This window comes from Streptosporangium sp. NPDC006007, assembly GCF_040614315.1.
Classification (GTDB): Bacteria; Actinomycetota; Actinomycetes; order Streptosporangiales; family Streptosporangiaceae; genus Streptosporangium.
In genome coordinates this window covers 1-22,735 of record NZ_JBEXUG010000053.1, presented here as the reverse complement: position 1 = coordinate 22,735, position 22,735 = coordinate 1, and the positions used below count along the sequence as shown (strand labels likewise).

23 protein-coding genes and 2 tRNA genes are annotated in these 22,735 nt (G+C 67.9%); 12 read left to right on the top strand and 13 right to left on the bottom strand.

The features are described 5' to 3' along the window. Window positions 1–35: 35 nt before the first annotated feature. The 7 genes from ABZ194_RS27345 to galU form a co-directional block, all read right to left on the bottom strand. Window positions 36–109, bottom strand: a tRNA-Ala gene (locus ABZ194_RS27345). Between the two features lie 77 nt (window positions 110–186). After that, window positions 187–933 carry a hypothetical protein gene (locus ABZ194_RS27340; protein ID WP_355599886.1) on the bottom strand — a complete coding sequence of 249 codons (747 nt, stop codon included), beginning with the start codon at window positions 931–933 and terminating at the stop codon, window positions 187–189. Window positions 934–1,057: 124 nt separating this feature from the next. After that, on the bottom strand, window positions 1,058–1,702 hold the full coding sequence (locus tag ABZ194_RS27335) for a GNAT family protein (protein WP_355599885.1): 645 nt from the start codon (window positions 1,700–1,702) through the stop codon (window positions 1,058–1,060). 97 nt (window positions 1,703–1,799) lie between these two features. Next, window positions 1,800–2,273 carry a molybdenum cofactor synthesis domain-containing protein gene (locus ABZ194_RS27330; protein ID WP_355599884.1) on the bottom strand — a complete coding sequence of 158 codons (474 nt, stop codon included), beginning with the start codon at window positions 2,271–2,273 and terminating at the stop codon, window positions 1,800–1,802. A 163-nt stretch (window positions 2,274–2,436) separates the two neighbouring features. Further along, window positions 2,437–2,907, bottom strand: a complete 471-nt coding sequence (gene moaC / locus ABZ194_RS27325; RefSeq protein WP_355599883.1) for a cyclic pyranopterin monophosphate synthase MoaC — start codon at window positions 2,905–2,907, stop codon at window positions 2,437–2,439. Window positions 2,908–2,977: 70 nt separating this feature from the next. Next, a complete protein-coding gene (glp, locus tag ABZ194_RS27320) occupies window positions 2,978–4,165 on the bottom strand; it encodes a gephyrin-like molybdotransferase Glp (protein ID WP_355599882.1) in 1,188 nt (395 codons plus the stop codon). A 41-nt stretch (window positions 4,166–4,206) separates the two neighbouring features. Beyond that, window positions 4,207–5,106, bottom strand: coding sequence for a UTP--glucose-1-phosphate uridylyltransferase GalU (galU, locus tag ABZ194_RS27315; protein WP_355599881.1), 900 nt, complete (start codon window positions 5,104–5,106; stop codon window positions 4,207–4,209). Window positions 5,107–5,129: 23 nt separating this feature from the next. On the opposite strand from galU, the gene ABZ194_RS27310 reads away from it, so the two are divergent. The 3 genes from ABZ194_RS27310 (at window position 5,130) to ABZ194_RS27300 (ending at window position 7,829) form a co-directional block, all read left to right on the top strand. Next, entirely contained in the window at window positions 5,130–5,711 is a 582-nt protein-coding gene (locus tag ABZ194_RS27310) for a 5-formyltetrahydrofolate cyclo-ligase (RefSeq protein ID WP_355599880.1), read from the top strand. A gap of 56 nt (window positions 5,712–5,767) precedes the next feature. Beyond that, on the top strand, window positions 5,768–7,273 hold the full coding sequence (locus ABZ194_RS27305) for a potassium/proton antiporter (RefSeq protein WP_355599879.1): 1,506 nt from the start codon (window positions 5,768–5,770) through the stop codon (window positions 7,271–7,273). Window positions 7,274–7,502: 229 nt separating this feature from the next. Beyond that, window positions 7,503–7,829, top strand: a complete 327-nt coding sequence (locus ABZ194_RS27300; protein ID WP_355599878.1) for an FmdB family zinc ribbon protein — start codon at window positions 7,503–7,505, stop codon at window positions 7,827–7,829. 26 nt (window positions 7,830–7,855) lie between these two features. On the opposite strand, the gene ABZ194_RS27295 is transcribed toward ABZ194_RS27300, so the two are convergent. Further along, window positions 7,856–9,853: an MDR family MFS transporter gene (locus ABZ194_RS27295; protein WP_355599877.1), complete on the bottom strand. Its 1,998-nt coding sequence runs from the start codon at window positions 9,851–9,853 to the stop codon at window positions 7,856–7,858. A 218-nt stretch (window positions 9,854–10,071) separates the two neighbouring features. On the opposite strand from ABZ194_RS27295, the gene ABZ194_RS27290 reads away from it, so the two are divergent. The 3 genes from ABZ194_RS27290 (at window position 10,072) to mscL (ending at window position 12,093) form a co-directional block, all read left to right on the top strand. Next, a complete protein-coding gene (locus ABZ194_RS27290; RefSeq protein ID WP_355599876.1) occupies window positions 10,072–10,881 on the top strand; it encodes an S-methyl-5'-thioadenosine phosphorylase in 810 nt (269 codons plus the stop codon). Between the two features lie 91 nt (window positions 10,882–10,972). Continuing rightward, on the top strand, window positions 10,973–11,578 hold the full coding sequence (locus ABZ194_RS27285) for an RcpC/CpaB family pilus assembly protein (RefSeq protein WP_355599875.1): 606 nt from the start codon (window positions 10,973–10,975) through the stop codon (window positions 11,576–11,578). A gap of 110 nt (window positions 11,579–11,688) precedes the next feature. After that, complete coding sequence (gene mscL, locus ABZ194_RS27280; RefSeq protein WP_355599874.1) at window positions 11,689–12,093, top strand: large conductance mechanosensitive channel protein MscL; 405 nt, start codon at window positions 11,689–11,691, stop codon at window positions 12,091–12,093. Between the two features lie 15 nt (window positions 12,094–12,108). On the opposite strand, the gene ABZ194_RS27275 is transcribed toward mscL, so the two are convergent. After that, entirely contained in the window at window positions 12,109–13,152 is a 1,044-nt protein-coding gene (locus ABZ194_RS27275; RefSeq protein ID WP_355599873.1) for a D-alanyl-D-alanine carboxypeptidase family protein, read from the bottom strand. A gap of 933 nt (window positions 13,153–14,085) precedes the next feature. On the opposite strand from ABZ194_RS27275, the gene ABZ194_RS27270 reads away from it, so the two are divergent. Then, window positions 14,086–14,158 (top strand) — tRNA-Arg (locus ABZ194_RS27270). 398 nt (window positions 14,159–14,556) lie between these two features. On the opposite strand, the gene ABZ194_RS27265 is transcribed toward ABZ194_RS27270, so the two are convergent. Continuing rightward, entirely contained in the window at window positions 14,557–15,801 is a 1,245-nt protein-coding gene (locus ABZ194_RS27265) for a DNA sulfur modification protein DndB (protein ID WP_355599872.1), read from the bottom strand. A 353-nt stretch (window positions 15,802–16,154) separates the two neighbouring features. Here ABZ194_RS27265 and ABZ194_RS27260 point away from each other — a divergent pair, with 353 nt between their 5' ends. After that, window positions 16,155–16,814: an HAD family hydrolase gene (locus tag ABZ194_RS27260; RefSeq protein ID WP_355599871.1), complete on the top strand. Its 660-nt coding sequence runs from the start codon at window positions 16,155–16,157 to the stop codon at window positions 16,812–16,814. A gap of 76 nt (window positions 16,815–16,890) precedes the next feature. Here ABZ194_RS27260 and ABZ194_RS27255 read toward each other — a convergent pair whose 3' ends face one another. Genes ABZ194_RS27255 through ABZ194_RS27245 form a run of 3 tightly spaced genes read right to left on the bottom strand, consistent with a single transcriptional unit; the run spans window position 16,891 to window position 19,038 of the window. Continuing rightward, window positions 16,891–18,192, bottom strand: coding sequence for an IS256 family transposase (locus ABZ194_RS27255; protein WP_355599870.1), 1,302 nt, complete (start codon window positions 18,190–18,192; stop codon window positions 16,891–16,893). Next, complete coding sequence (locus ABZ194_RS27250) at window positions 18,192–18,569, bottom strand: IS3 family transposase (RefSeq protein WP_355599900.1); 378 nt, start codon at window positions 18,567–18,569, stop codon at window positions 18,192–18,194. The genes ABZ194_RS27255 and ABZ194_RS27250 overlap by 1 nt, the downstream gene beginning before the upstream one ends. A 40-nt stretch (window positions 18,570–18,609) precedes the next feature. After that, on the bottom strand, window positions 18,610–19,038 hold the full coding sequence (locus tag ABZ194_RS27245) for a transposase (RefSeq protein ID WP_355599869.1): 429 nt from the start codon (window positions 19,036–19,038) through the stop codon (window positions 18,610–18,612). A gap of 156 nt (window positions 19,039–19,194) precedes the next feature. Between ABZ194_RS27245 and ABZ194_RS27240 the strand changes: the two genes are divergently transcribed. The 4 genes from ABZ194_RS27240 to ABZ194_RS27225 all read left to right on the top strand — a co-directional run bounded on the left by ABZ194_RS27240 (window position 19,195) and on the right by ABZ194_RS27225 (window position 22,560). Next, on the top strand, window positions 19,195–19,530 hold the full coding sequence (locus ABZ194_RS27240; RefSeq protein ID WP_355599868.1) for a PadR family transcriptional regulator: 336 nt from the start codon (window positions 19,195–19,197) through the stop codon (window positions 19,528–19,530). Then, window positions 19,527–20,477 (top strand): permease prefix domain 1-containing protein, encoded by a 951-nt coding sequence (locus ABZ194_RS27235; protein WP_355599867.1) that lies wholly within the window; start codon window positions 19,527–19,529, stop codon window positions 20,475–20,477. The genes ABZ194_RS27240 and ABZ194_RS27235 overlap by 4 nt, the downstream gene beginning before the upstream one ends. Window positions 20,478–20,580: 103 nt before the next feature. Beyond that, the gene (locus ABZ194_RS27230) at window positions 20,581–21,546 is read left to right on the top strand and encodes an NAD(P)-dependent alcohol dehydrogenase (RefSeq protein ID WP_355599866.1); all 966 of its coding nucleotides are present in this window, start codon (window positions 20,581–20,583) and stop codon (window positions 21,544–21,546) included. A gap of 762 nt (window positions 21,547–22,308) precedes the next feature. Next, window positions 22,309–22,560, top strand: coding sequence for a hypothetical protein (locus tag ABZ194_RS27225; RefSeq protein ID WP_355599865.1), 252 nt, complete (start codon window positions 22,309–22,311; stop codon window positions 22,558–22,560). The last annotated feature ends 175 nt before the right edge of the window (window positions 22,561–22,735 follow it).

Genomic DNA, 22,735 nt, shown 5'->3' with positions numbered 1-22,735 from the left:
CGTCTCTGATCATCAGAGACGGCCTTTGACCTCGGTGGAGATGAGGGGATTCGAACCCCTGACCCCTTCGATGCGAACGAAGTGCGCTACCGGACTGCGCTACATCCCCAAGACGCCCCCTAGGTTAGCAAACTTCCGGGGCGGCTCGCGCCATCCACAGCGCACCGCACCGGCGGGGCGGACCGATCAGTTGCCGACCGCTCGGCGCGGCGGTTCGGCGTACTGGTCGAAGAGTTCGTCGCGGTGCGCGTCCAGGTCGATGATCTCCGCCACCGGGCGCCGGGCCTCCAGTTCGGCCCGCCTGCGGGCGCGCCTGACCCGCTCCTTACGGGCCCGGACGGCCGCTCTGCGGTGTTCGGCGTCGATCTGGGCCGAAACCCGGAGGACGGCCAGATAAAGCCCCAGGAGGAACGCCGAGGGCGCCACCCCCCACCAGGGGATCACCTGGATGGCGGCCGTGGCCGCGGAGGCGAGGAGCAGCAGCACGGAGCAGAGGGTCAGCCGCCGACGCTTGGCCACCCTCCGTGACCGGCGGCGGCGTTCGGCGCGGCGGCGTTCCGCCCGGTGACGGTCGGGCCGGGGCCTTCGGGGCGGAGGTTCGGGTCCGCTCCCCTCCGGTGACCGGCCGGACGCCGGAGTCGGGGACGACTGGCCGGACATCGGAGTGGAGACCCGGGAAGGCGTCCGGGAGCCGGACCCCATGGAGAACGCCTGAGTGGGCGATGACGGAGACATCTGTGGAGGCGGCGCCAAGGGTGGCGGCGCGGACGCGGTGTCGGCCTCCTCCTGAGGGGGTTCGTGCTCCATCTGAACGTACGGCTCGGCGCTCTCGTGAATCTCGGCGAGAGTGGTCCGGTCGCGGCGTAACCACATGGGCACGAGCACGCACAACCACATGACGACAATGGCCAGGTACAGAAGAACACTGCTCACGGCCACCTCCGGGCAGCATGAAAACGCCTGGGGTCCCTTGGCGTCTTCCATGTGCTCACGTCACGCACAGTAAGACCGCGTGTCACTATTTGACGAGTATTCGGTGCGGTGTGTCGCGAGATCTTCAAACCTCTTCATGGGGAGAGCCACCATGAGCGGCCGACTCGCGGGCTCTCCGCCATCGCACCAGCAAACCTCTTGGTGCGTCTTCGACCGTGAGCGCGTAACAAATGTGGTCGCGCCAGGCACCGTCGATGTGCAGATGCCGCCGTCTGATGCCTTCTTCCCTAAAGCCAAGCTTTTCAACCACTCGGCGGCTCGCGTGATTTTCCGGGCGGATATTCGCCTCGATACGGTGCAACCCGGTGGTAAAGAAACAGTGGTCGACCGCCATGGCCACGGCGGTCGGAATGACACCCCGTCCCGCGAGGGCGCCGTCCACCCAGTAGCCGATCTGGGCCGATCTGGCCGAACCCCAGACGATGGCGCCGACGGTGAGCTGACCGGCGAAGGCACCTCGGTAGGTGACCACCCAGGGCAGGGCGAGCCCCTGCCGGGCCTCACGGCGGAGCGTGCCGGCCATCGAGATGTAGGGGCCGAGGCCGGTGCGGAACAGCGGGGTCTCGGGGTTGCTCGGCTCCCAGGGGCGGAGCCAGCGGGCGTTGCGCAGCCGCGTCTCACGCCATACACGCACATCTCTCAGGCGCAGCGGCCGAAGTCCCACAGGGCCTTCCGTCAGGGTCACCGGCCAGCCACGAAGTCGATCCACGCCTCCATCATCCCCCCAAGACACGCCGACGTGCCATGTGACGACCGGGCCGGTGAGCGGGCATGGTCACGGATGGTCACGGGGTGGTCAGGGGTGGTCAGCGTGGATGGTCTCCGCCGCGGATCTGCTCCACCGCGTGCCGGAGGACGGGGGAGAGAACGGTCATGCCGTCGCGGACCCCGCCCGAGGAGCCCGGCAGGTTGACGACCAGGGTGTGGCCCGCCTGCCCGGCGAGGCCCCTGGACAGGATCGAGGTGGGCACCCTGTCGCGGCTGGACTGGCGGACGGCCTCGGCGATGCCGGGGATCTCCCGGTCGAGCACCCTGGCGGTCATCTCGGGGGTGAGATCGGTCGGTGTGAGGCCGGTGCCGCCGGTGGTGACGATCACGTCGTAGCCCTCGGCCACACCGGACCGGAGCGCCGCCTCGACCGGCTCGCCGTCGGGGACCACCCTCGGACCGTCCACGTCGCACCCGGCCGCCGCGAGGAGCTCGGCCAGCAGTTTTCCCGATTTATCCTCGTATATCCCGGCGGAGGCCCGGTTGGACGCCGTGATCACCAGAGCTCTCATGCCGTCATCCTCCCAGCTCACCCGGCCTCATCCGGGCTCCGATCCTCACCCGGACTCATCCGGACTCCGGTCCTCACCCGGCGCATCCGGGCTCCGATCCTCGCACCGTCACCGACCACGGCCGGATCTCCCCCGCGCGACCCGGTGGACGGAGCCGCCCCGCCTACGGCCTGGTCCAGACGCCGGTCTTGCCGCCGGTCTTCTCCTCGACCCGGACATCGGTGATCATCGCCGCCGGATCCACCGCCTTGACCATGTCGATCAACGCGAGCGCCGCGACCGAGACGGCGGTCAGCGCCTCCATCTCCACCCCGGTACGGTCCGCGGTCCTGACCCGGACGCCGATCTCCACACCGTCGTCGACCACGGTCAGCTCGACCTTCACCCCGTGCAGCGCGATCGGGTGGCAGAGCGGGATCAGGTCCGGGGTGCGCTTGGCGCCCATGATGCCGGCGATCCGCGCGGTGCCCAGCGCGTCGCCCTTGGGGACCTCTCCCGAGCGGAGCAGGGCCACGGCCTCGGCGCGGAGCAGCACCTTGCCGGTGGCGGTCGCCGTACGGACGGAGACGTCCTTGGCGGAGACGTCCACCATGCGCGCCGCGCCGGTCTCGTCGATGTGCGTGAACCCGTTCATACCGACCCCCTTCTCCACAGTCCCGCGCGGAGTGACCTCGACGTGGACCCGGTGCCGCCTGTCTGCTCGCTCACAGCGGGATGACCTCCACGGTCGCGCCCTCGGGCACCTCCGTGACGTCCTCGGGGACCACCACCAGGGCGTTGGCCAAGGCCAGCGCGGCGAGCTGGTGCGAGCCCTGCCGGGGCACCGGGGCGACCGAGCCGTCGGCGGCCAGCACCCCGCGCAGGTAGGAGCGCCGGCCCGCGGGCGAGCGGAGTGAGGAGGTGGTCACCGCCCGCACAGTGGGGGTGGGGCCCGCGGGCAGGCCGCGCATCTTCCGCAGCGCCGGCCGGACAAACAGCATGAACGACACGAAGGACGACACGGGATTGCCCGGCAGGGCGAAGATCGGAATCTGGTCCTCGCCCACGACCCCGAAGCCCTGGGGCATGCCCGGCTGCATGGCGACGCGGTCGAATCGGACCGTGCCAAGTGGGGCGAGCGCCTCCTTGACCGGCTCGTAGGCCCCCATCGAGACGCCACCGCTGGTGATCACCGCGTCGGCCCGCAGGAGTTGCGCGTCGAGCTGGTCGAGGAACCGCCCGGCGTCGTCGGCCGCGATCCCGGAGCGGTACCCCTCGCCGCCGGCCTCGCGGACGGCGGCGATCAGGGTGTGGCTGTTGGACTCCCAGATCTGGCCCGGGGCCAGGGGGGTGCCGGGCTCGGCCAGTTCGGCACCGGTGGAGATGACAACCACGCGGGGGCGGGGCCGTACCACCACCCGGCGGCGGCCGACGCCGGCCAGAATGCCCAGCTGCGCGGGGCCGATCAGGGCCCCCGCGGCCAGCACGACGTCGTCGGGGCGGACGTCCTCGCCCACCCTGCGGATCGCGTTCCCCCGGGCCGCGGATCGCCCGATGACGACGTGCTCGGTGCCGCCGTCGGTCCACTCGACCGGGATCACGGCGTCGGCGCCCTCGGGCATCGGGGCGCCGGTCATGATCCGCATGGTCGTGCCGGGGGCGACCACGAGGGGCCGGCCGTCGCCGGCCGCGATGTCGCCGGTCACCGGCAACGTCACCGGGACCCGCGCGACGTCCTCGGCCCGTACGGCGTAGCCGTCCATGGCGGAGTTGTCGAACGGCGGAAGCGGGATCGGGGAGACCACGTCCTCGGCGAGCGTGGTGCCCAGCGCCCCCTCAAGTTCGATCTCCAGCGGGGCCAGTGACCGCACGGTGAGCAGGATGTCGGCGAGGTGCTCGTCGACCGATCTCATCGGACTCGCCGGGCCGGTGGGACTCATCGGGCTTGTCGGGTTCATCTGGAGGCCAGGAACTCTCTCAACCAGGGGAGGAACTCCGGCGCCAGGTCGGAGCGTTCGGCGGCGAACTGGACCACCGTACGCAGGTAGTCGAGCTTGTTGCCGGTGTCGTAGCGGCGACCGCGGAACAGCACGCCGTGGACGGGGCCGCCCTCCTCGGAGCCGCGACCCGCCAGGGTGCGCAGGGCGTCGGTGAGCTGGATCTCGTTGCCACGGCCAGGCGGGGTGTTCTCCAGGACCTCGAACACCGCCGGGTCGATCACGTAGCGGCCGATGACGGCCCAGTTGGAGGGGGCCTCCGCCGCCGGGGGCTTCTCCACCAGGTCGGTCACCCGGACCACGTCGCTCTCGGCGGTGGGCTCGATGGCGGCGCAGCCGTACAGGGAGACCTGCTCCTTGGGCACCTCCATCAGCGCCACGACGCTGCCGCCGTGGGCGCGGCGGACCTCGATCATGCGTTTGAGCAGCTCGTCACGGTAGTCGATCAGGTCGTCGCCGAGCAGGCAGGCGAACGGGTTGTCGCCCACGTGCTGCTTGGCGCAGAGCACGGCGTGGCCGAGACCTCGCGGTTCGCCCTGCCGTACGTAGTGCAGGGTCGCGAGGTCCGCGGGCTCGCGCACCTGGGAGAGCCGCTCGTCGTCTCCCTTGGCCTCCAGCATGTCCTCCAGCTCGATCGCCCGGTCGAAATGGTCTTCGATCGAACGCTTGTTCTTGCCGGTGACCATGAGGACGTCGAGCAGCCCGGCGGAGACCGCCTCCTCGACGACATACTGGATCGCGGGCTTGTCGACGATGGGCAGCATCTCCTTGGGAGTCGCCTTCGTCGCCGGCAGGAAGCGGGTGCCCAGGCCCGCGGCAGGAACGACGGCTTTGGTCACGAGATCGAAGTCGGCCATACCAAAACCTTAGTGGAGGGGTTGTGGACAAGCTGAGGCTGCGGTCGGCTATCGAGGCCACACGTGCCTCGATCCCGGAGGCCGAGCGGCACGCGGCCTCCGTCAGGACGCGGGAGAACCTGCTGGAGCAGCCGTGGGTCCAGATGGCCGGCCTGGTCGCGTGCTACTGGTCGGCCGGGACGGAACCCGCGACCCACGGGCTGGTCTTCGCGCTGTGGAAGCACGGCGCGACCGTGATCCTGCCGGTGCTCCGCGACGACAATGATCTTGACTGGGCGGTGTACGACGGGCCCGACACCCTCGCCCCCGGCCGATTCGGGATCATGGAGCCGGTGGACGTCCGACGCGGCGTCGACGCCATCAGGACCGCCGCGCTGGTGATCGTGCCCGCGCTGGCGGTCGACCGGACCACCGGGGTACGGCTCGGCCGCGGCGGCGGCTCCTACGACCGGGCGCTGGCGAGGGTCGGTCCGAACGTACCGACGGTAGCGCTTTTGCACGAGGGCGAACTTCTGGAAGACGTTCCCGCCGACCCTCATGACCTGCCGGTTCGCTATGTGGCACAGTCCAACGGGATCACCGATCTGGTTACGGGGCGTGTCTGACTAGTGGGTCGAATACGACACAATGGTCCCGAAGCCGGAGAGGGGGCCAGATCCAGATGGGGTTGGATGTCTGGCTGCTTCTCGGTGCCGCGATCGTCATCGCGGCGATCATCGCGGTACGGATCGCTCACGGGAGCGGGCTGCCGAGCCTCCTGATCTTCCTGGGCTTCGGCCTGCTGGTCGGAGAGTCGGGGCTCGGGCTCCAGTTCGAGAACCCGGTGCTCGCCCAGCAGATGGGCATGAGCGCCCTGGCGATCATCCTGGCCGAGGGCGGCCTGACCACCAACTGGCACCATGTGAAACGCTCCATTCCCACCGCGCTGATACTCGGCACCGTCGGGGTCGGAGTGAGCATCGTGGCCGTCGCGGTCCCGGTGCACCTGCTGCTCGGCATGGACTGGCGGACCGCGCTGCTGCTCGGCGCGATCCTCGCGTCCACCGACGCGGCGGCCGTCTTCTCCGTACTGCGCCGCCTGCCCCTGCCCTCGCGGCTGGCCGGCGTGCTGGAGGCCGAGTCCGGTTTCAATGACGCGCCCACTGTCATCGCGGTGGTGCTGCTGAGCGCCGCCACCGCGCCCAGTCTGGGCGGCGCGCTGCTCCTGGTCGTCTTCGAACTGCTGATCGGCGCCGCGGTCGGCCTGGCGGTGGGCCCCCTGGGCGTGTACGCGCTGCGGCGCATCGCGCTGCCCGTCTCCGGCCTGTATCCGATCGCGGTGCTGGCGCTGGCGTTCGTCGCCTACGCCGGCGCGACGCTCGTGCACGGCAGCGGCTTCCTGGCCGTCTACCTGGCCTCCCTCGTCATGGGCAACTCCCGGATGCCGCACCGCGCCTCCTCCCGGGGGTTCGCCGAGGGCGTGGCCTGGCTGGCCCAGATCGGCCTGTTCGTCATGCTCGGCATGCTGGCCAGTCCCTCGGAGATGCCGTCGGCGATCGTGCCCGGCCTGGTGACCGGGCTGATCCTGGTCGCGGTGGCCCGCCCGCTGTCGATCGTGGTCTCGGCCTTCCTGGTACGGCTGACGGGGCTCGACCGGCTGGACTGGCGGCAACAGGCGTTCCTGTCCTGGGCGGGCCTGCGCGGCGCGGTGCCCATCGTGCTCGCCACCATCCCCTGGGCCGCCAACTCGGTGCACAACGGCGTCGCCAAGCTCGTGTTCAACGAGGTCTTCGTCATCGTCGTCGTCTACACCCTGATCCAGGGGCCGACACTGCCCTTCGTCGCGAAGCTGCTCGGGCTGACCACCCCCGACGAGGCCCGTGATCTGGAGGTGGAGTCGGCGCCGCTGGAGGAGCTCAACGCCGACCTGCTGCAGATCAGGGTGCCGCCGACCTCCAAGCTGCACGGCGTGGAGATCTTCGAGCTGAGACTGCCCACGGACGCCCAGGTCACCCTGATCGTCAGGGACGGCAAGACCTTCGTGCCCGCGGACTCGACGAGGATCAGGGTCGACGACCAGCTCCTGGTGGTGACCACCGCGACGTGCAGGGAAATGGTCGAGCGGCGGATGAAGGCGATCAGTCGCCGGGGCAAACTCGCCGGCTGGTTCGGTGAGCAGGGCGCCTGACCGGGGCCGGACCGACCGGCGGGGTCTGGGGGCGGCGCGGGGGTGCGGGCGCGCGCCGTACGGGAACATGCGGGAACATCGGGCAGCCGGGTGCGCGGCGGCCGTAGATTAGCCAGAATTCCGCATGGAATGGGATAGATCCGACTCGCGTTTATGCTTGTCGGCTGCCTATCATTAGCAGTCGCGTCAGTAGAGTGCCAATCGGCGCGAACAGAAAGAGGAGGAGCGCGTGCCCACCTACCAGTACGCCTGCAGTGCCTGTGGCAACGAGTTCGACATCGTCCAGAGGTTCTCCGACGATGCGCTCACCGAGTGCCCGGCCTGCGCCGGTGAACTACGCAAGGTGTTCTCCGCGGTGGGCATCGTCTTCAAGGGCTCGGGCTTCTACCGGACCGACAGCCGGTCCTCCTCGTCCAGCACCGTCGGCTCGGGCGCCCCCGCGGCGTCGGGTTCGACCACGGAGCCGAAGTCCACCGACTCGAAGTCCACCGAGTCCAAGCCCGCGGAGTCCAAGCCCGCGGCGGCCGCGAGCAGCCCGGCTCCGGCGGCCTCCTGACCCTGCCCGTCCAGGACACCACCGGGTCAGCCGTTACGGGGGCGGTCGGAGGTCGAGCCGAGCATCTCGTGCGGAAGCCTCTCCAGCAGCTCGCGGAGCCCGGGGTGCTCATCGGGGTTCCAGTCGTCGATCAGCCGCCCCAGCCCCTCGCGCGCCTCGGCGACCAGCCGACCGGCCACCCGCTCTCCCTCCGGGGTGAGTTCCAGGGACGCCCCGCCGTCCATCCGGCGGGCCAGCCCCCGCGCGACGAGCAGGTCCGCGTACGGCCTCCCCTGATCGACCGTCACCCCGGCCCGCCTGGCCAGTTCCGCGCCCGCCTGCCGGCCCCGGGTGCTCAGCCGCGCGATCAGCCACACGGAACCGGGCGGCAGGTCCAGGCGCGCCAGGCCGCCCAGGCGGCGGTAGTAGTCCCGGCGCATGTCCACGTCGGCCAGCCGCCACAGCCCGCGTTCGACCACGGCGAGCGAGGACCGCTCGGTGGGGACCGCGCCGTAGCACTCGCCCAGGTCCGTGGCCCTGGTGGTCTCCCGCAGGGGTGGTTCGGGCAGCAGCCAGGCCGCGGCGAAGGCGACCAGGGTCACCGGCGCGCTGTAGAGGAACACCTGCGCGATCGCGTCGGAGTACGCCGCGAGGAACGCCGTGGCGGTCTGGGGCGACAGCCTCCGGATGACCGTGGGGTCCGACTGGACCGCGTTCTCCAGGGCGGGCGGGAGCCGTACCGTCCGCGCCAGCCGCGCCAGGTCCTCGGTGAGCCGCGAGGTGAAGATCGAGCCGGCGATCGCGACGCCGAAGGAGCCCCCGATCGAGCGGAAGAAGGTGGCCCCCGAGGTGGCCACTCCCAGCTCCTCGAAGCCGACGGCGTTCTGCACCACGATCACCAGCACCTGCATCACCAGGCCGATGCCGACGCCCAGCACGAGCAGATAGACGCTCAGCTCGAAGGTGGAGATGTCCGGCCGGACGTGGGAGAGCAGGTAGAGCCCGAGCGTGGTGACCCCGGTGCCGACGATCGGGAAGATCTTGTATCTCCCGGTGCGCGTGATGACCTGCCCGCTGACGATCGAGGTCAGCAGCAGGCCCGCCATCATCGGCAGCAGGTGGATCCCCGACATCGTGGGCGAGACGCCCTGGACGACCTGGAGGAACAGCGGCATGTAGGTGAGTGAGCCGAACATCGCGAAGCCCACCACGAAACCGATGAGCGAGGCGACGTTGAACGCCCTCAACCCGAACAGGTGCGGGGGCAGCACCGGCTCCGCGGCCCGCTTCCCGGACTGCCACCACAGCACCAGCAGCACCGCCGAGGCGACCGCCAGCCCGATGACGACCGGATGACTCCAGGGGTATACGGTCCCGCCCCAGGTGGTCATCAGCACCAGGCAGGCGGCCGCGGCCCCGAGGAGGAGGATGCCGGGATAGTCGATGACGTGGCGCCCGCGGTCCGTGTCGGAGGGCAGCACCGAGAAGATCACGACCAGCGCGACGGCCCCGATCGGCAGGTTGACGTAGAAGACCCAGTGCCAGGACAGATGATCCACGAAAAGGCCGCCGAGCAGCGGCCCCGCGACGCTGGAGACCGCGAACACCCCGCCGAAGAACCCCTGGTACCTCCCCCGCTCCCGGGCCGGCACGACGTCTCCGACGATCGCCTGGGCCAGCACCATCAGGCCGCCGCCGCCCACCCCCTGCAGGGCGCGGAAGCCGATCAGCTGGCCCATGTTCTGCGACAGCCCGCAGAGCGCGGAGCCGATCAGGAAGATGACGATCGCGCTCTGGAACAGCCTCTTCCTGCCGTACTGATCGCCGAGTTTGCCCCAGAGCGGGGTGGAGACCGTCGAGGCGAGCATGTAGGCGGTGACCACCCAGGAGAGCTCCTCCAGGCCGCCCAGATCGCTGACGATCGTCGGCAGCGCGGTCGAGACGATCGTCTGGTCGAGCGCGGCCAGGAGCATGCCGAGCATGAGGGCGCCGATGACAAGACCCAGCCCCCTCGTGCCTGTCCTCCGGGACTCCTGAACGCTCATCGCGCCCGGCGCCCGGGCTCCCCGGCGCTCACTCCCGGGCACACGTTCCCGGCCCTCATCTCGCCCCCCGATCGATATATCGCAGGTCATACCCAATGTGATCAGATCACCACATCGGATCCGGGGTTATCCACAGGGCGGGAGCCGGGTCTCCGCACTGTCCACAGGACGGGGCCGGGCCTCCTCAACCGCTCCCCTGTACGGCTAACCTCTGCGCCATGGTCACTCACGTGGATATCGGGGTCATCGGCGGCTCGGGCCTCTACTCCCTGCTCGACGACGCGACGGAGGTCGAGGTCGCCACCCCCTACGGCCCGCCCAGCGACGTCGTCACCGTCGGGCGGATCGGGTCCAGGGCGGTGGCCTTCCTGCCCCGCCACGGCCGCGACCACCGCCTCCCGCCCCACCTCATCCCCTACCGCGCCAACCTGTGGGCCCTGCGTTCCCTGGGCGTCCGCCAGGTGCTCGCCCCCAGCGCGGTCGGCTCGCTCCGCCCCGAGGTCGGCCCCGGCACCCTGGTCGTCCCCGACCAGCTCGTCGACCGCACCTCGGGCCGCCCGCAGACCTACTACGACACCGGCGGCGTCGTCCACGTCGCCTTCGCCGACCCCTACTGCCCCTCGGGTCGCGCGGCGGCCGCCTCCACCGCCCGGTCCACCGGCTGGGACCTGGCCGAGGACGGCACGCTCGTGGTCATCGAGGGCCCCCGCTTCTCCACCCGCGCCGAGTCCCGCTGGTTCACCGCCAACGGCTGGACGATCGTCGGCATGACCGGCTTCCCCGAGGCGGTCCTCGCCCGCGAGCTGGCCATGTGCTACACCACGCTCTCCCTGGTCACCGACCACGACGCCGGGGTCGAGGCCGGGGACGGCGTCACCCACGAGGAGGTCCTCGCCTTCTTCGCCTCCAACATCACCCGGATGCGCTCCCTCATCGCCGACGTCGTCACCGCCCTCCCCCAGGACCGGACCTGCCCCTGCCCCAACGCCCTGGACGGCCTCCGTCTCCCCTTCCCCCTCCCCGGCTGATCCCCTCTCTGAAGCGTGCGCTCCCCCAAGGGGACCGGCCACGCATCCCCCTGAAGTCAGTCATCCGCGCCTTTCTCTCCTGGAGTCGGTCATGCGCGTCCTCCGCCGTCTGATCGGCCGGCGCCACCGCCTGGTCGCCACCGCCGTCGCCGCCCTGGCAACGGTGTGCGCCGTGATCGGACTACGGCCCGACACCGCCTCGGTCGCCGTTCTCGCCGCGGCCAGAGACCTTCCGGGCGGCATACTCCGCACCGCCGACCTCAGGGTGGTCGCCCTGCGACCCGGCACCGTCCCCGACGGCGCCCTGAGACCCGGCGCCCCGGTCGCCGGGAAGGTCCTGACCGGTCCCGTCCGGCGCGGGGAGCCGCTGACGGACGCCCGCCTGCTCGGCCCCGGCCTGCTGGCCGCCCACGGCCGGGGAACGGTCGCCACCCCCGTCCGCGTCGCCGACCCGCAGACCGCGCGCCTGCTCTCACCCGGCGACGTCGTGGACGTGCTCGCCGCCGCCGCGCGCTGGGACGGCTCCGCCCCCGCCAGGACCGTGGCCGAAGACGTCACGGTTCTCGCCATCCCCGCCGGCGAGCCGGACCGGGGTTCCCTGGTCGTGCTGGCCACCACCTCGGCGCAGGCGGTCGAGCTGGCCTCGGCGCAGGCAGACGGCCGCCTGTCGATCACCATCGGCGCTCGTACGGGATAGTTTTCCCGGCAGCCGGAACACAAGGTAGTTTCCTCGATACCCAATGGAATGAAACCCGCGCGACGCCGGACACACGGACGACGGGCGGGGGCACGGAGCAAGGAGTGACCATGATCGATGGATTCAAGAAGTTCCTGCTACGCGGCAACGTGGTGGAACTCGCCGTCGCAGTGGTGATCGGGGCCGCCTTCACCGCCATCGTGAACTCGTTCGTCAAGGACGTCCTCACGCCGTTGATAGCGGCGATCGGCGGTCAGCCCGACTTCTCCAAGCTCACCCTCTGGATCGGCTCGGGCGAGATCAAGTACGGTCTCTTCCTCAACGCGCTGATCTCGTTCCTGATGGTGGCGTCCGTCATCTACTTCATGGTCGTCCGCCCCTACGAGAAGATCTCCTCCTGGTTCGCCAAGGAGGAGGAGATCACGATGCGCGAGTGCCCGGAGTGCCTGTCGGAGATCCCCAAGGCCGCCGTCCGCTGCTCCCACTGCACCGCCTCGGTCACCCCCGCCCTGTGACCCGGCCGTGACGGCCTACAGCACGGACCCCAGCTCCGGGTCATACTCCCAGTGCCACGGCTCGAAGGGGCTGGAGTAGGCCCACTTGGGGTGTATCCAGCCGAACTGCTTGCCGTTGGCCTCCAGCCAGGTGAACTCGGCCGACCGGAAACGCTCCACCCCTCCGCACAGGTCGACGGCGAGCCCCAGACCGTGGTTGCTACGGCCCGGCACGGCGGCGAAGCCTGGCCGACGGTAGTAGACCGACTGCTGCTCGGCCAGACTCCGGTAACTGTCCGTAACGCACATGGGCCTGCCGAAGCGTTTCCGGTAAGCCTCGTTAAGGCTGATGAAGGCGATCGCCGCGTCACCCCGCAACTGGTTGCCCCGCTGCTGGAGCGGACAGAGATAGGCGACCGGGATGAGGCCGTTGGGGAAACCGTTCGCCGAGGAGGCCCTGGTCGGGTCACACCCGGCCGAGGGGTTACCGGACCTGTCGACCTTGACGCCCAGCTTCACCAGCGCCTGGGTCAGCGACTTCACGATCTTGGCAGAACGCGCCCTGAGCGTCTCGATCTCGGCGCCCATCTGCGCCTCCGACAGGAGGTTGCCCGCCCGCAGTTCCTGCGCCTCGGCGGTAAGCCGCTCCCGCTCGGCCTGTAAGCGGCCGGCGTCCTCAAGGACCTGGTTCCGCTCGGACACCAGGTGGGTGACATCGGCCATGGCCCGGAGGGTCGACTCATCGGACGCGCCGGACAGGAAAGCCGCCGCGTCGTCGCTCAGAGGTCGCTGGTAGAGCTGACTGACCAGATCCGAGAGCGGCTGCCGTACTTCGGCGAAGGACTTCTCCGCGGCCTGCAGCTCGCGCAACTTGGCGGCGAGCTCCCGCTCCGAGGCCCGGATCCTGGCCCGCCGCTGCTCCAGCGCCTTGGTCGCGTCTTCGAGATCCTTGGCCGCCTTCTCCGCCTCGCGGCGCAGTTCAGTGAGGTTGACGGGGTCGCGGAGCAGCCCGGTAAGGCGCACCGGCTCACTGACGACGACCGGTCGGGCCTCGATCGGCGCCTGCCTCGCGACAGCCACTCCCGGGAGAAGGGAGGACATCGTCGCGACGACGGCGACCAGACCCGCTGATCGACGAGGTGGCACGTTCGACCCCTCCGTTTGCGAACTCGTGACCTGGGTCAGGCACGCACGTTACTACAGCCAGCCAAGTGTCTGGGTCAGACTCCCCGCAGCCGATATGCGCCGAACACCCCTTTTAGCAACCCCCTCATTCATGCCATTCGTCGCGATTGCTCCTTGCACACCTCCCACAACCAGGTCTCCCGCCACTCAGCCGGGCAGCCGAACCCCGCTTTGGACCGCTCCGGCCGCGGCGTCCGCCTAGGCCCCGGTGCCAAAGATTTCCGGGGCGCGGCCCTCCGTACGGCCGGCGGCGCCTCCGTCGGCGCGGCCTCCTCGGTGGACCGGTGTACGTCCGTCACGACCGTCGGAGGCATCCACCCCCCATAGGTCCGATCCGGCCCGTACGGCGGAGGCACGATCCTCGGCTCCATCACCACCCCCCGGCCGGTCACGACCGGAACCACGCCGCCCGCCCCCTCCCGGCCCCTCATCCCGCCCCCCTCCACCTCGCCCCCCTGCGCCCCGTTCCGAACCCCTGACTCAACCCCGACTTCCTCCGCCCCGTTCCGGGGCCCCGCCTCGGCCACGATTCCCTGAACAACCGCCCGATACCCGGTAAGCTCAGCCACCAGAAGCCCCACCGCCAGAAGCGCGGGGGCCAGCATCGCCCCGCACAGCACCAGAGGCCGCAGCGCACGCCGCCCCCGGATCCGCTTCCGTCGCCGTTCCATCACAGACCGCGACACTAGCCACGCCCACCCGGCCCACTCAGGCGCTTGCCGCCCCTTTACCGCAGCTCAGCAAAGCGATAACCCGCCGATCGCCCCCCCAACCCCCCTCCAACCACACATCCACTCCCCACTTTCGCTACTCTTACAGGGAGCCCCTGCCTCCGTAGCTCAGGGGATAGAGCACCGCTCTCCTAAAGCGGGTGTCGCATGTTCGAATCATGCCGGGGGCACTCTTCCTACCAGCGGATACACCCTTGACCTGGGTGATCCATGATCGTGTCTCAGCACACCTAGGCAACCAGATGCAGCTGTAGGCAGCCCTGTGCCGGTGGCTACGGAATAGACGCGGAATGATCTTGACCGCGTTTCCGCAGGCCGTCCCCCACCTCGGCGAACCGCCAGCACGCCCCCTCAAAGGGGGTACCGATTCAGGATGAGCCGCCTTGCAGGCACTCGGCGCTGAACTCGGGATAGCGAGCCCACAAGGCACGGGGCAGGAAGCACCCTCTCCATGCAACAGTCGATCCACAGCGGCGGCGACTATTTAATCTTGGTGTCGAGGTGACGTCCAAGCTCTTGAGCATGACGATGGGCACCCTCAAGAGGTGCCCATCGTTGATGATGCAGGCTACAGAGCAGCAGGGGGCTTCTTGTACCAGCCGACGATGATGCCCACGAGACTTACGATGTTCTGCGTCCGCATGATGGGTGCGGCTGCGTTCGGCTCAAAGTTGGTGCCAGCGTCCGTGGTGCGCCAGATGCTGACCTCTGAGACTGGAGCAGTCATATGCGGGTCGAGGCGCTTGAAGAATTCGGTAATGTCGTCAAGTTCCGCGGGGTTATCACCCGCACGCAACTCGCGGAACGCTCCCCCCAAGACGCGCAGCATGCCCACTGAGCCGAGCAGTGAGGTACGACGAAGCTGCTGAGCCATGGTCAGCTCATCTGCTCTACGCTCCCTCTCGGGGTCATCCTCAGTGACAGCAGCGAGGCCAGTGAAGGCATTGGAGATGACATCAAGGAAGTCCTTAACCTGCTCAATCACCTCACCGTCCGTCAAGGTACGCTCGGCTTTCTTGCTAATCCGACCGCCAGGACCAGCGATGACAGCCCGGGTGATGTCTGCGACATGCTTGGCCCCCATGAGGTTGGGGTTCTTCATGGTCATACGGTCTTGCTCAGCATCGACCTGTCCCTTCAATAGCGGGTGGTCGATGATGTCAGACAAGGTGCGGTTAGCTACCTTGTAGCTGTCAAAGCGGGCACGGACGGCGCTGCTGATGCCCTTAGCATTGTCAGCAACGTCGACGAACATCTGCTGCGCCTTGATCGGATCCGGCTCTACGTAGATGTCCAGGCCGACATACTCAGCCTTCAGGCGCATCATCTGGCTAACAAGCTTCTCACGCTCAGCGTGGAGCTTTGCCGACCTTTCCGGACTAACCTTACGCGACATCTCGCGATCTACAGCGGCGATGGCATCAGTTATGCGCTTCTTCTCGATAGAGACACCCAGCACACGGTGCTGACCATCGATAGTGCGAAGGGAGGAAATACCGCCGATCGCCCACGGGACAGTGAGGTAACCAACCTCGCCACGCTCATCGAGCTTCTCGAAAAAGCAGCCCCCGCTATCGCGAGCCAAGAGAGCCGGCGCGACCCAGTCTTGCTTGGTGTCGAGATACTCGCCGAAGTGCTTGGCGTGGAGGCGGTCGACTTTGCGATTGTCTTTGTCGACGTTGTTGGGGTCGGGAACGGGAAGGATGGTGGGGAGATCAAGGAGAGGAACGCGGGTGGTGTAGACAGCACGCCCTCCCTGGATGGTCTTGAGAGCGAGGTATGTACTAGAGTCCTGCGGCTTGGATAGGCGCAAGGGGTTAACATCGATGCTCAGGGCAAGCTCCTACTCAGTCAGCCGTACTCTTGGCGGGCCCCAATAAGAACTAAAGAGTAGCGAGAAAACTTAAGCAGGGTCAAATGTTTTCCAAATCTAATCCAAAAGCGCCTAAAATGCGATGAAGTGTCCAGCATTGTTCCCGATCAATCTTCACCACCAGACAAAATAGGAAATATTGGCACACAGGACGCATGGTCGAAGATAATCCAATATAAGGGAAGTATTGTCATCTAGGATGTCGTCAGGTTCAGCGGGCTACCGACGTGCGGTGTCCTCCTGGCTCCCCGTCTTCTAAGATCGCGGGAGAGTGCCGGCCTAGGATGAGTTATGTGCAACGCCTCGCGCTCTTCGATCTGGACAACACCCTCGTAGATCTCAACGAAGCGTTCCACGTGTGGGTCGCAGAGTTCGCCGAGGAGCACCGCTTGGAGCACGGCGCGGTTGACTGGCTGCTCGGACTCGACCGCGACGGCCTGCCACATCGTGAGGTCTTTTTCGGCAAAGTACAGGAACGCTTCACCTTGCCCGAAACCGTCGAAGAGCTGTGGGGCCGGTACCGCAGGCGTATGCCCCACCTTGTTCACTGCCGGCCGGAAGTGCTGGACGGCCTGTCTCGGCTCCGTACGGCCGGATGGCGGGTGGCGATCGCAACCAACGGCACGGCGGACAACCAGCTTGGGAAGATTCGCCACACGGGCCTGGCCGACGCTGTCGACGGCTACGTCCTCTCAGGTATCGAGGGCATTCGCAAGCCCGACACTGGACTGTTCGAGATCGCCGCGCAACGTTGCGGAACGACCCTCACCAAGGGCGGATGGATGATCGGTGACAACCTCGTCGCCGATATCGGCGGTGGTCGGGCAGCCGGATTACGAACGATCTGGATCGACCGCGGCACCTGGCCAGGGCACGACCATTCGGCACACCATATCGTCACCGACGTCATCCAGGCGATGGAGATCCTGCGCCAAGACAACGTGCCCACCTGAACCAGGCATGACAAAGGCCCCGGCAGAAGCCAGGGCCGGGTGTGTCCAGTTAACGGCGTATCTCGATCTTGATTAGTTATCGGGTCGTTAGGGTCAGGCGGCCGTCGAAGGTGACGGCGAAGGCGTCCAGGGCGGCCTTCCAACGGGTGACCCAGCGTTTGCGGCCCTTACCGGTCGGATCCAGACTCATGATCGCCATGTAGACGCACTTGAGTGCGGCCTGCTCGTTGGGAAAGTGCCCGCGGGCCTTGACCGCCCGCCGGATCCGGGCGTTGACCGACTCGATCGCGTTGGTCGAGCAGATCACCCGGCGGATCTCGGTGCCGAAGTTGAGGAAGGGCACGAACTCCGCCCAGGCGTTCTCCCACAACTTCACGATCGCCGGGTAGCCGCCCCACACCTCGGCGAACTCCAAGAACCGCTCCAGCGCGGCCGCCTCGGCCGGGGCGGTGCAGACCGGCTTGAGCGCCCTGGCGATGGCGTCCCAGTGCCGGCGGGCGGCATGGCGGAACGAGGCGCGCAGCAAATGCACCACGCAGGTCTGCACGACAGCCTGGGGCCAGACGGTCTCGATCGCCCGCGGCAGCCCTTTGAGGCCATCGCAGACCACCATCAGCGCGTCGGCGACGCCACGGTTCTTGATCTCGGTCAGCACGTGCAACCAGAACTTCGCGCCCTCGCCGCCGTCGCCGGCCCACAGCCCGAGGATGTCGCGCTCGCCATCGACGGTGACCGCCATCGCCACATAGATGGGCCGGTTGGCGACCTGACCCTCGCGCAACTTCACGTGGACGGCGTCGATGAAGATCACCGGGTAGACGGCATCGAGCGGCCGGTTCTGCCACTCGGCCATCTTGTCCAGCACCTTGTCGGTGATGGCGGAGATGGCCTGCTTGGAGACGTCGGCCCCGTAGACCTCGGCCAGGTGCGCGCAGATCTCGCCGGTGGTCAGCCCCTCGGCGGCCGGCGAGATGACCATCTCATCCACCCCGGACAGACGCCGCTGCCGCTTGCGCACGATCTTCGGCTCGAAGCTGCCATCCCGATCACGTGGCGCGGTGATCTCCACCGGCCCCACATCGGTGACGACGGTCTTGGACCGGCTGCCGTTGTGGGTGTTGCCGCTGTCGTCGCCGGAGCGCTGATGCTTGTCGTAGCCGAGATGGTCGGTGATCTCGCCCTCCAGAGCGGACTCCAGCACCGGCTTGGTCAACCGGCCCAGCAGCCCGTTCTCACCGACCGGCTCCACTCCTTCGGCTCGCGCCCGGTCGACCAGCCTGGCCACCAGCTCTCGATCCGCTGAGTTGTCCGGCTTCTTACGCGCCACCGCGGCGTCCTCCAGGTCGATCTCCGTCGATGCCTGGATCACAGTACTCATCAGGTGCGTCCTGCATGATCAGGAGTCACACCGAAAACCGTACAGTCCCGGCAGCGGGAGAACCGGTCCTCCACCGTGGCCAGATACAGCCTGCCCTCGTCAGTGGCGATCTCGGTGACGTCGCCGCACCACAACACGGCCGCGGCGACCGCATTGAACTGGCGGTGCACCAGGTCCGAGGCTGCGGGCCGACTGCCCTGCCGGGTCAGTGACCTGGGCCGACGCCTCATGCGGGCCACCAGGCCGAGTACGGCCATCCGCGCCGCAACCGTGTTCACCGACACCCGCCACCCGCGCTCATGCAGGTCACGGGTGATAAGCGGGGAGCCGTAGGTGCCGCCGGAGGCATCAAAGGCCGCGGTGATCGCCGCATCCAGCTCCTCCCGTCGTCGTCGCCGGCGAACGCCCGGCGTGCGATCACGCCATTTGTAGAACCAAGACTGCGAGACCCCGAGAATCCGGCAGGCCGTGGCGTGGGGAACATCGTGCTCGGTCTTCTGGGAGGCGATGAAGGCCGCGTGCGCTCACCGGTCTGTCGCCTCCTTGACCCACAAGACCACCGAGCGCTTGAGCACACCCGTGCCCCATCTCCAGTTCCGCGCGCTCCCGGGCCCATTCGGCTTTCTGCCGCCGCAGCCGGGTCAGTTCCTCGAGCTCGGACTCGACCAGTTCCCCATCAGCGTCACGCTCACGGGCCAGACGGTCCGTCTGCACCCAGCTGGCCAGCGTTCCTGTGTTCATCCCCAGATCCCTGGCGACCGAGGCGATTGATTTCCCGGTCTCCCATACGATGCGCACCACACCGGCCCGAAACTCCGGATCGAAGCTGCGTCTGGTCTCTCCCATGCCCCGACCTCCCCCTTAGGTCAGGTCTCCACGATATGAGGGGAGAGTCACACGAAGGCTCCTCGCCGATCGTGGCTGGGGTCCGTATGTCGACGCCACTCCAGCCCTCGTGGCCGGCTATTGCATTGTTGTGTGTCACACACTATTGTGATTCGCATGCTAGACGATGGGCTGCTTTCGACCCACCTGCAGGAACTTCGACGGGGAACCGTCGTGCTCGCCTGCCTGCTCATCCTGAAACAGCCGAATTACGGGTATGCGCTGCTCGACCTGCTGGACCGGCGCGGCTTCGCCGTCGACGCCAACACCCTCTACCCGCTCCTTCGCCGCCTCGAAAAGCAAGGGCTCCTGACCAGCGACTGGAACACCGAGGAGTCCCGGCCTCGCAAGTTCTACCGCACGAGTGGCAAAGGCGTCGCACTCGCCGACACTCTGAGCCGCGACTGGGATGAGCTTCACGCCGCATTCCACACCTTGAAAGGCGAGTCATGACCACGACGAGCTCGCTCACCGACCGCTACGTCGACGCGGCCCTGCGGCGCCTGCCCGGACGACAGCGTCCCGACGTCGAGAAGGAACTGCGTGCCTCGATCGCGGATGCCGTTGACGACCGCCTCGACGCTGGAAGCGACCGTGCCGAAGCGGAGCTCGCGGTGGTCACCGAACTCGGCGACCCGGCGCGGCTGGCAGCCGGCTACGCCAATCGTCCGCTCCAGCTCATCGGCCCCGCGCTCTACCTCGACTACACGCGACTGCTGACGGCCCTGCTCGTGACGATCGTGCCTGCCGTCGCCGCGGCCGTCGGACTCGTGCGGGCTCTCCAGGGCGGCACCGCCCTCTCCGTAATCGGCGACACCCTCGGGGCGGCGCTCTCGGCCGGCATCCACATCGCCTTCTGGACGACGCTCGTCTTCGCGATCATTGAACGCACCCCCGTCCTGCGCCGGGCACCGACGCAGCCCTGGACCCCCGCCGCGCTGCCGGGACCGCCCAGCCGCCGCGCCCGGTACGGCGAGCTGGTCACCGAGACCGTGCTGATGGTCCTCTTCACGACTTTCATCCTGCTCTCGCCGGTGGTGAGCACCGAGACGGATGCGGACGGCGATCCCATCGGCGTGCTCTCGCCCTGGCTGTGGGAGACCGGTCTCGTCTACCTCCTCATCTTCCTCGTGATCGCCAGTCTCGGCTTCTCCTTCGCGAAGTACTACGCGCGCTGGAGCGTTCCCCTCGCCGTCGCCGGGTCGCTCGTCAACATCGCCAGTGCGATCGTGTTGATCTGGCTCGCCGCGAACGACAGGGTGCTCAACCCGGTCTTCGTCGAGGCGGCAAAGTGGCCGCTGAGCGTACCGCAGTGGATCAACACGGGACTCATCGTGATCTCCGTAGGCGCGCTTATCCACACCGTCGCCGAGGGGATTATCCGAGCGCGTCGCCGCTGACCAGTCGCGAATCCACACCCTGAAGAACCACGCCGGACGAACGCCGCCGGCGCGATGCCCCCTGCCCGGAAACCGTCACGAACTACCGAAATGAGGAGTACCTGTGAAAGCGATCGTCTACGAGGAGTACGGCTCAGCCGAGGTCCTGCGATACACCGACGTCGACAAGCCTGCCATCGGCGACGACAAGGTGCTCGTGCGGGTCCGTGCGGCTTCGATCAACTACGGTGACCGAGCCACCATGCACGGCTCCCCCAGCATCATGCGCCTCGCGTTCGGACTTCGACGCCCCAAGAAAGCCGTCCTGGGTCGCGACATCGCCGGGACGGTGGAGGCGGTCGGAGCCAAAGTGACCCGCTTCCGGGCCGGCGACCAGGTGTTCGGCGAGATGAGCCAACGAGGTTTCGCCGAGTACGTGGCGGCGCCGGAAACGCACCTGGCCCCGAAACCCGAGGGGGTGACGTTCGAGCAGGCGGCTACCCTGCCCGTGGCGGGGACGACCGCGCTGCAGGCGCTGCGGCTCGGCGAAGTCGCACCCGGCCGGACGGTGCTCGTCAACGGGGCCTCCGGTGGGGTGGGCACCTTCGCCGTGCAGCTCGCGAAGACGCTGGGCGCGGTAGTGAGCGGCGTCTGCAGCCCCCGCAACGCGGATCTGGTGCGCTCGATCGGTGCCGACCATGTGATCGACTACACCCGCGAGGACTTCACCCGAGGGGCGGGCCGATTCGACGTCATCGTCGACCTCGCAGGCAACCACCGGCTCTCCGAGTTCCGCCGGGTGCTCGCACCGAAAGGTGTCTACATCTCCTCCAGCGGCACAGGCGGCGCGGTGCTCGGCCCCCTGCCGCGATTGTTCGCCGTCGCCGCCATCTCGCCCTTCCTGAGCCAGAGGCTCCGCGGTCTGTACACCAAGCGCAGCATCGACGACCTGACCCACCTCGCCGGGCTCATCGCAACAGGGAAGATCACCCCGGTGATCGAACGGACCTATCCCCTGAGCGAGACCGCCGACGCCATCCGCTTCATCGAGGCGGAGCACGCGCGCGGCAAGATCGTGCTCACCTTGTGAACCCAGTCTTACAAGATCTGCAGGAATCGACGATCACCACGTCATGGAGGGCGAGATATCGGGCAAGCGAATGTTTTGGGATGAGAATGGCGGCCGCGAAAATGACAAGGACTGAAAGGTCTATCGTCGAAGCCACGATGAGCCGTCGCGTTGAGCGGTAAGACGCGGTTGAGCCCCGTTTCGCCACGTCCTTGCCACTGCATGGACACTTTCGGGACGAAAAGTCCCCATGCTCCCTTGCAGATGTCGGCCGGCCGGGCCAATCGTGGTATCCGGAGCGCGATACCTTCAGCAGTCGGCAGGCCACCGCGATAGGGACATCGTCGTCGGCGAGTTCACGGACCAGCGAGTACGCTATTTTGGGAGAACGTTCTCACGTGCGAAGTACGCGGCTGCGCGTTTGAGGATCTCGTTTTCCGGTTCCAGCTTTTTGTTCTTGCGTCGCAGCTCGGCGAGTTCGGCTTTCTCGGCCGTCGCGAGCCGGCTCGACGTCGGGCCTTCCTGGTCGGCCTGGGCTTGGGCCTGGGCCAGCCAATTTTGCAGACAGGAGCGACCTTGACCAGGGTGGTGATCGGTTTGTCGCCGAGCCGGGCCGGCGCGACGGCGCGCTCACGAAACTCAGGCGAGTGAGGTGCGGGCACGGGTCTCTTCCTTCCCAGCCGACGCAAGGTCGACTCAGACGAGGTGTCCGTCCTGCGGGGGAAGCTCAGACTGCCGCCTGAGATCGGTGTCCACGTTCAGGGGGGAGCCCCCGCGTTCTGGGTGGCGTGGCACCTGCCGTTGTTCCTGACCGGGCAGATCCTGCTACCGGACATCCTGGTGATCATGGCGGCAAGCGTTGTCATCGCAGGCCTCTTCCGGTCCGCGCGGCAGAGCGTGCTCATCGCCATGGTGTTCCACGCGACCAACAACGCGGTGGGGGTGGCTACGCCAGTCAGCTCTTCCACGGCGCCGACTCGTTCCGGCTCGGCATCTTCACCGCCGGAGCCTGGTGGATCCTGGCCGTCATCGTGATGGCTCTGCGGCGCAGAGCCGACGGTGTCGACCCGGCACGGCCTGCGAATATGTGAGTTGACGATCTTCCCGCGCACCTCAGAAGGTGTTTGAGAGCTGATCGCCAACCTCACCGGACCCATTCGAGCGGCCGTGGCCCGGGTCGCTGAGCAGGGCACCCTCGGGTGACTCGCCG

Coding starts and splice junctions, on each gene's coding strand:
- ABZ194_RS27290 (WP_355599876.1), top strand. CDS start 10,072: ATGGTCACTCACGTGGATATCGGGGTCATCGGCGGCTCGGGCCTCTAC.
- glp (WP_355599882.1), bottom strand. CDS start 4,165: ATGAGATCGGTCGACGAGCACCTCGCCGACATCCTGCTCACCGTGCGG.
- ABZ194_RS27245 (WP_355599869.1), bottom strand. CDS start 19,038: ATGGGAGAGACCAGACGCAGCTTCGATCCGGAGTTTCGGGCCGGTGTG.
- ABZ194_RS27285 (WP_355599875.1), top strand. CDS start 10,973: ATGCGCGTCCTCCGCCGTCTGATCGGCCGGCGCCACCGCCTGGTCGCC.
- mscL (WP_355599874.1), top strand. CDS start 11,689: ATGATCGATGGATTCAAGAAGTTCCTGCTACGCGGCAACGTGGTGGAA.
- ABZ194_RS27305 (WP_355599879.1), top strand. CDS start 5,768: ATGGGGTTGGATGTCTGGCTGCTTCTCGGTGCCGCGATCGTCATCGCG.
- ABZ194_RS27255 (WP_355599870.1), bottom strand. CDS start 18,192: ATGAGTACTGTGATCCAGGCATCGACGGAGATCGACCTGGAGGACGCC.
- moaC (WP_355599883.1), bottom strand. CDS start 2,907: ATGAACGGGTTCACGCACATCGACGAGACCGGCGCGGCGCGCATGGTG.
- ABZ194_RS27295 (WP_355599877.1), bottom strand. CDS start 9,853: ATGAGCGTTCAGGAGTCCCGGAGGACAGGCACGAGGGGGCTGGGTCTT.
- galU (WP_355599881.1), bottom strand. CDS start 5,106: ATGGCCGACTTCGATCTCGTGACCAAAGCCGTCGTTCCTGCCGCGGGC.
- ABZ194_RS27235 (WP_355599867.1), top strand. CDS start 19,527: ATGACCACGACGAGCTCGCTCACCGACCGCTACGTCGACGCGGCCCTG.
- ABZ194_RS27330 (WP_355599884.1), bottom strand. CDS start 2,273: ATGAGAGCTCTGGTGATCACGGCGTCCAACCGGGCCTCCGCCGGGATA.
- ABZ194_RS27240 (WP_355599868.1), top strand. CDS start 19,195: ATGCTAGACGATGGGCTGCTTTCGACCCACCTGCAGGAACTTCGACGG.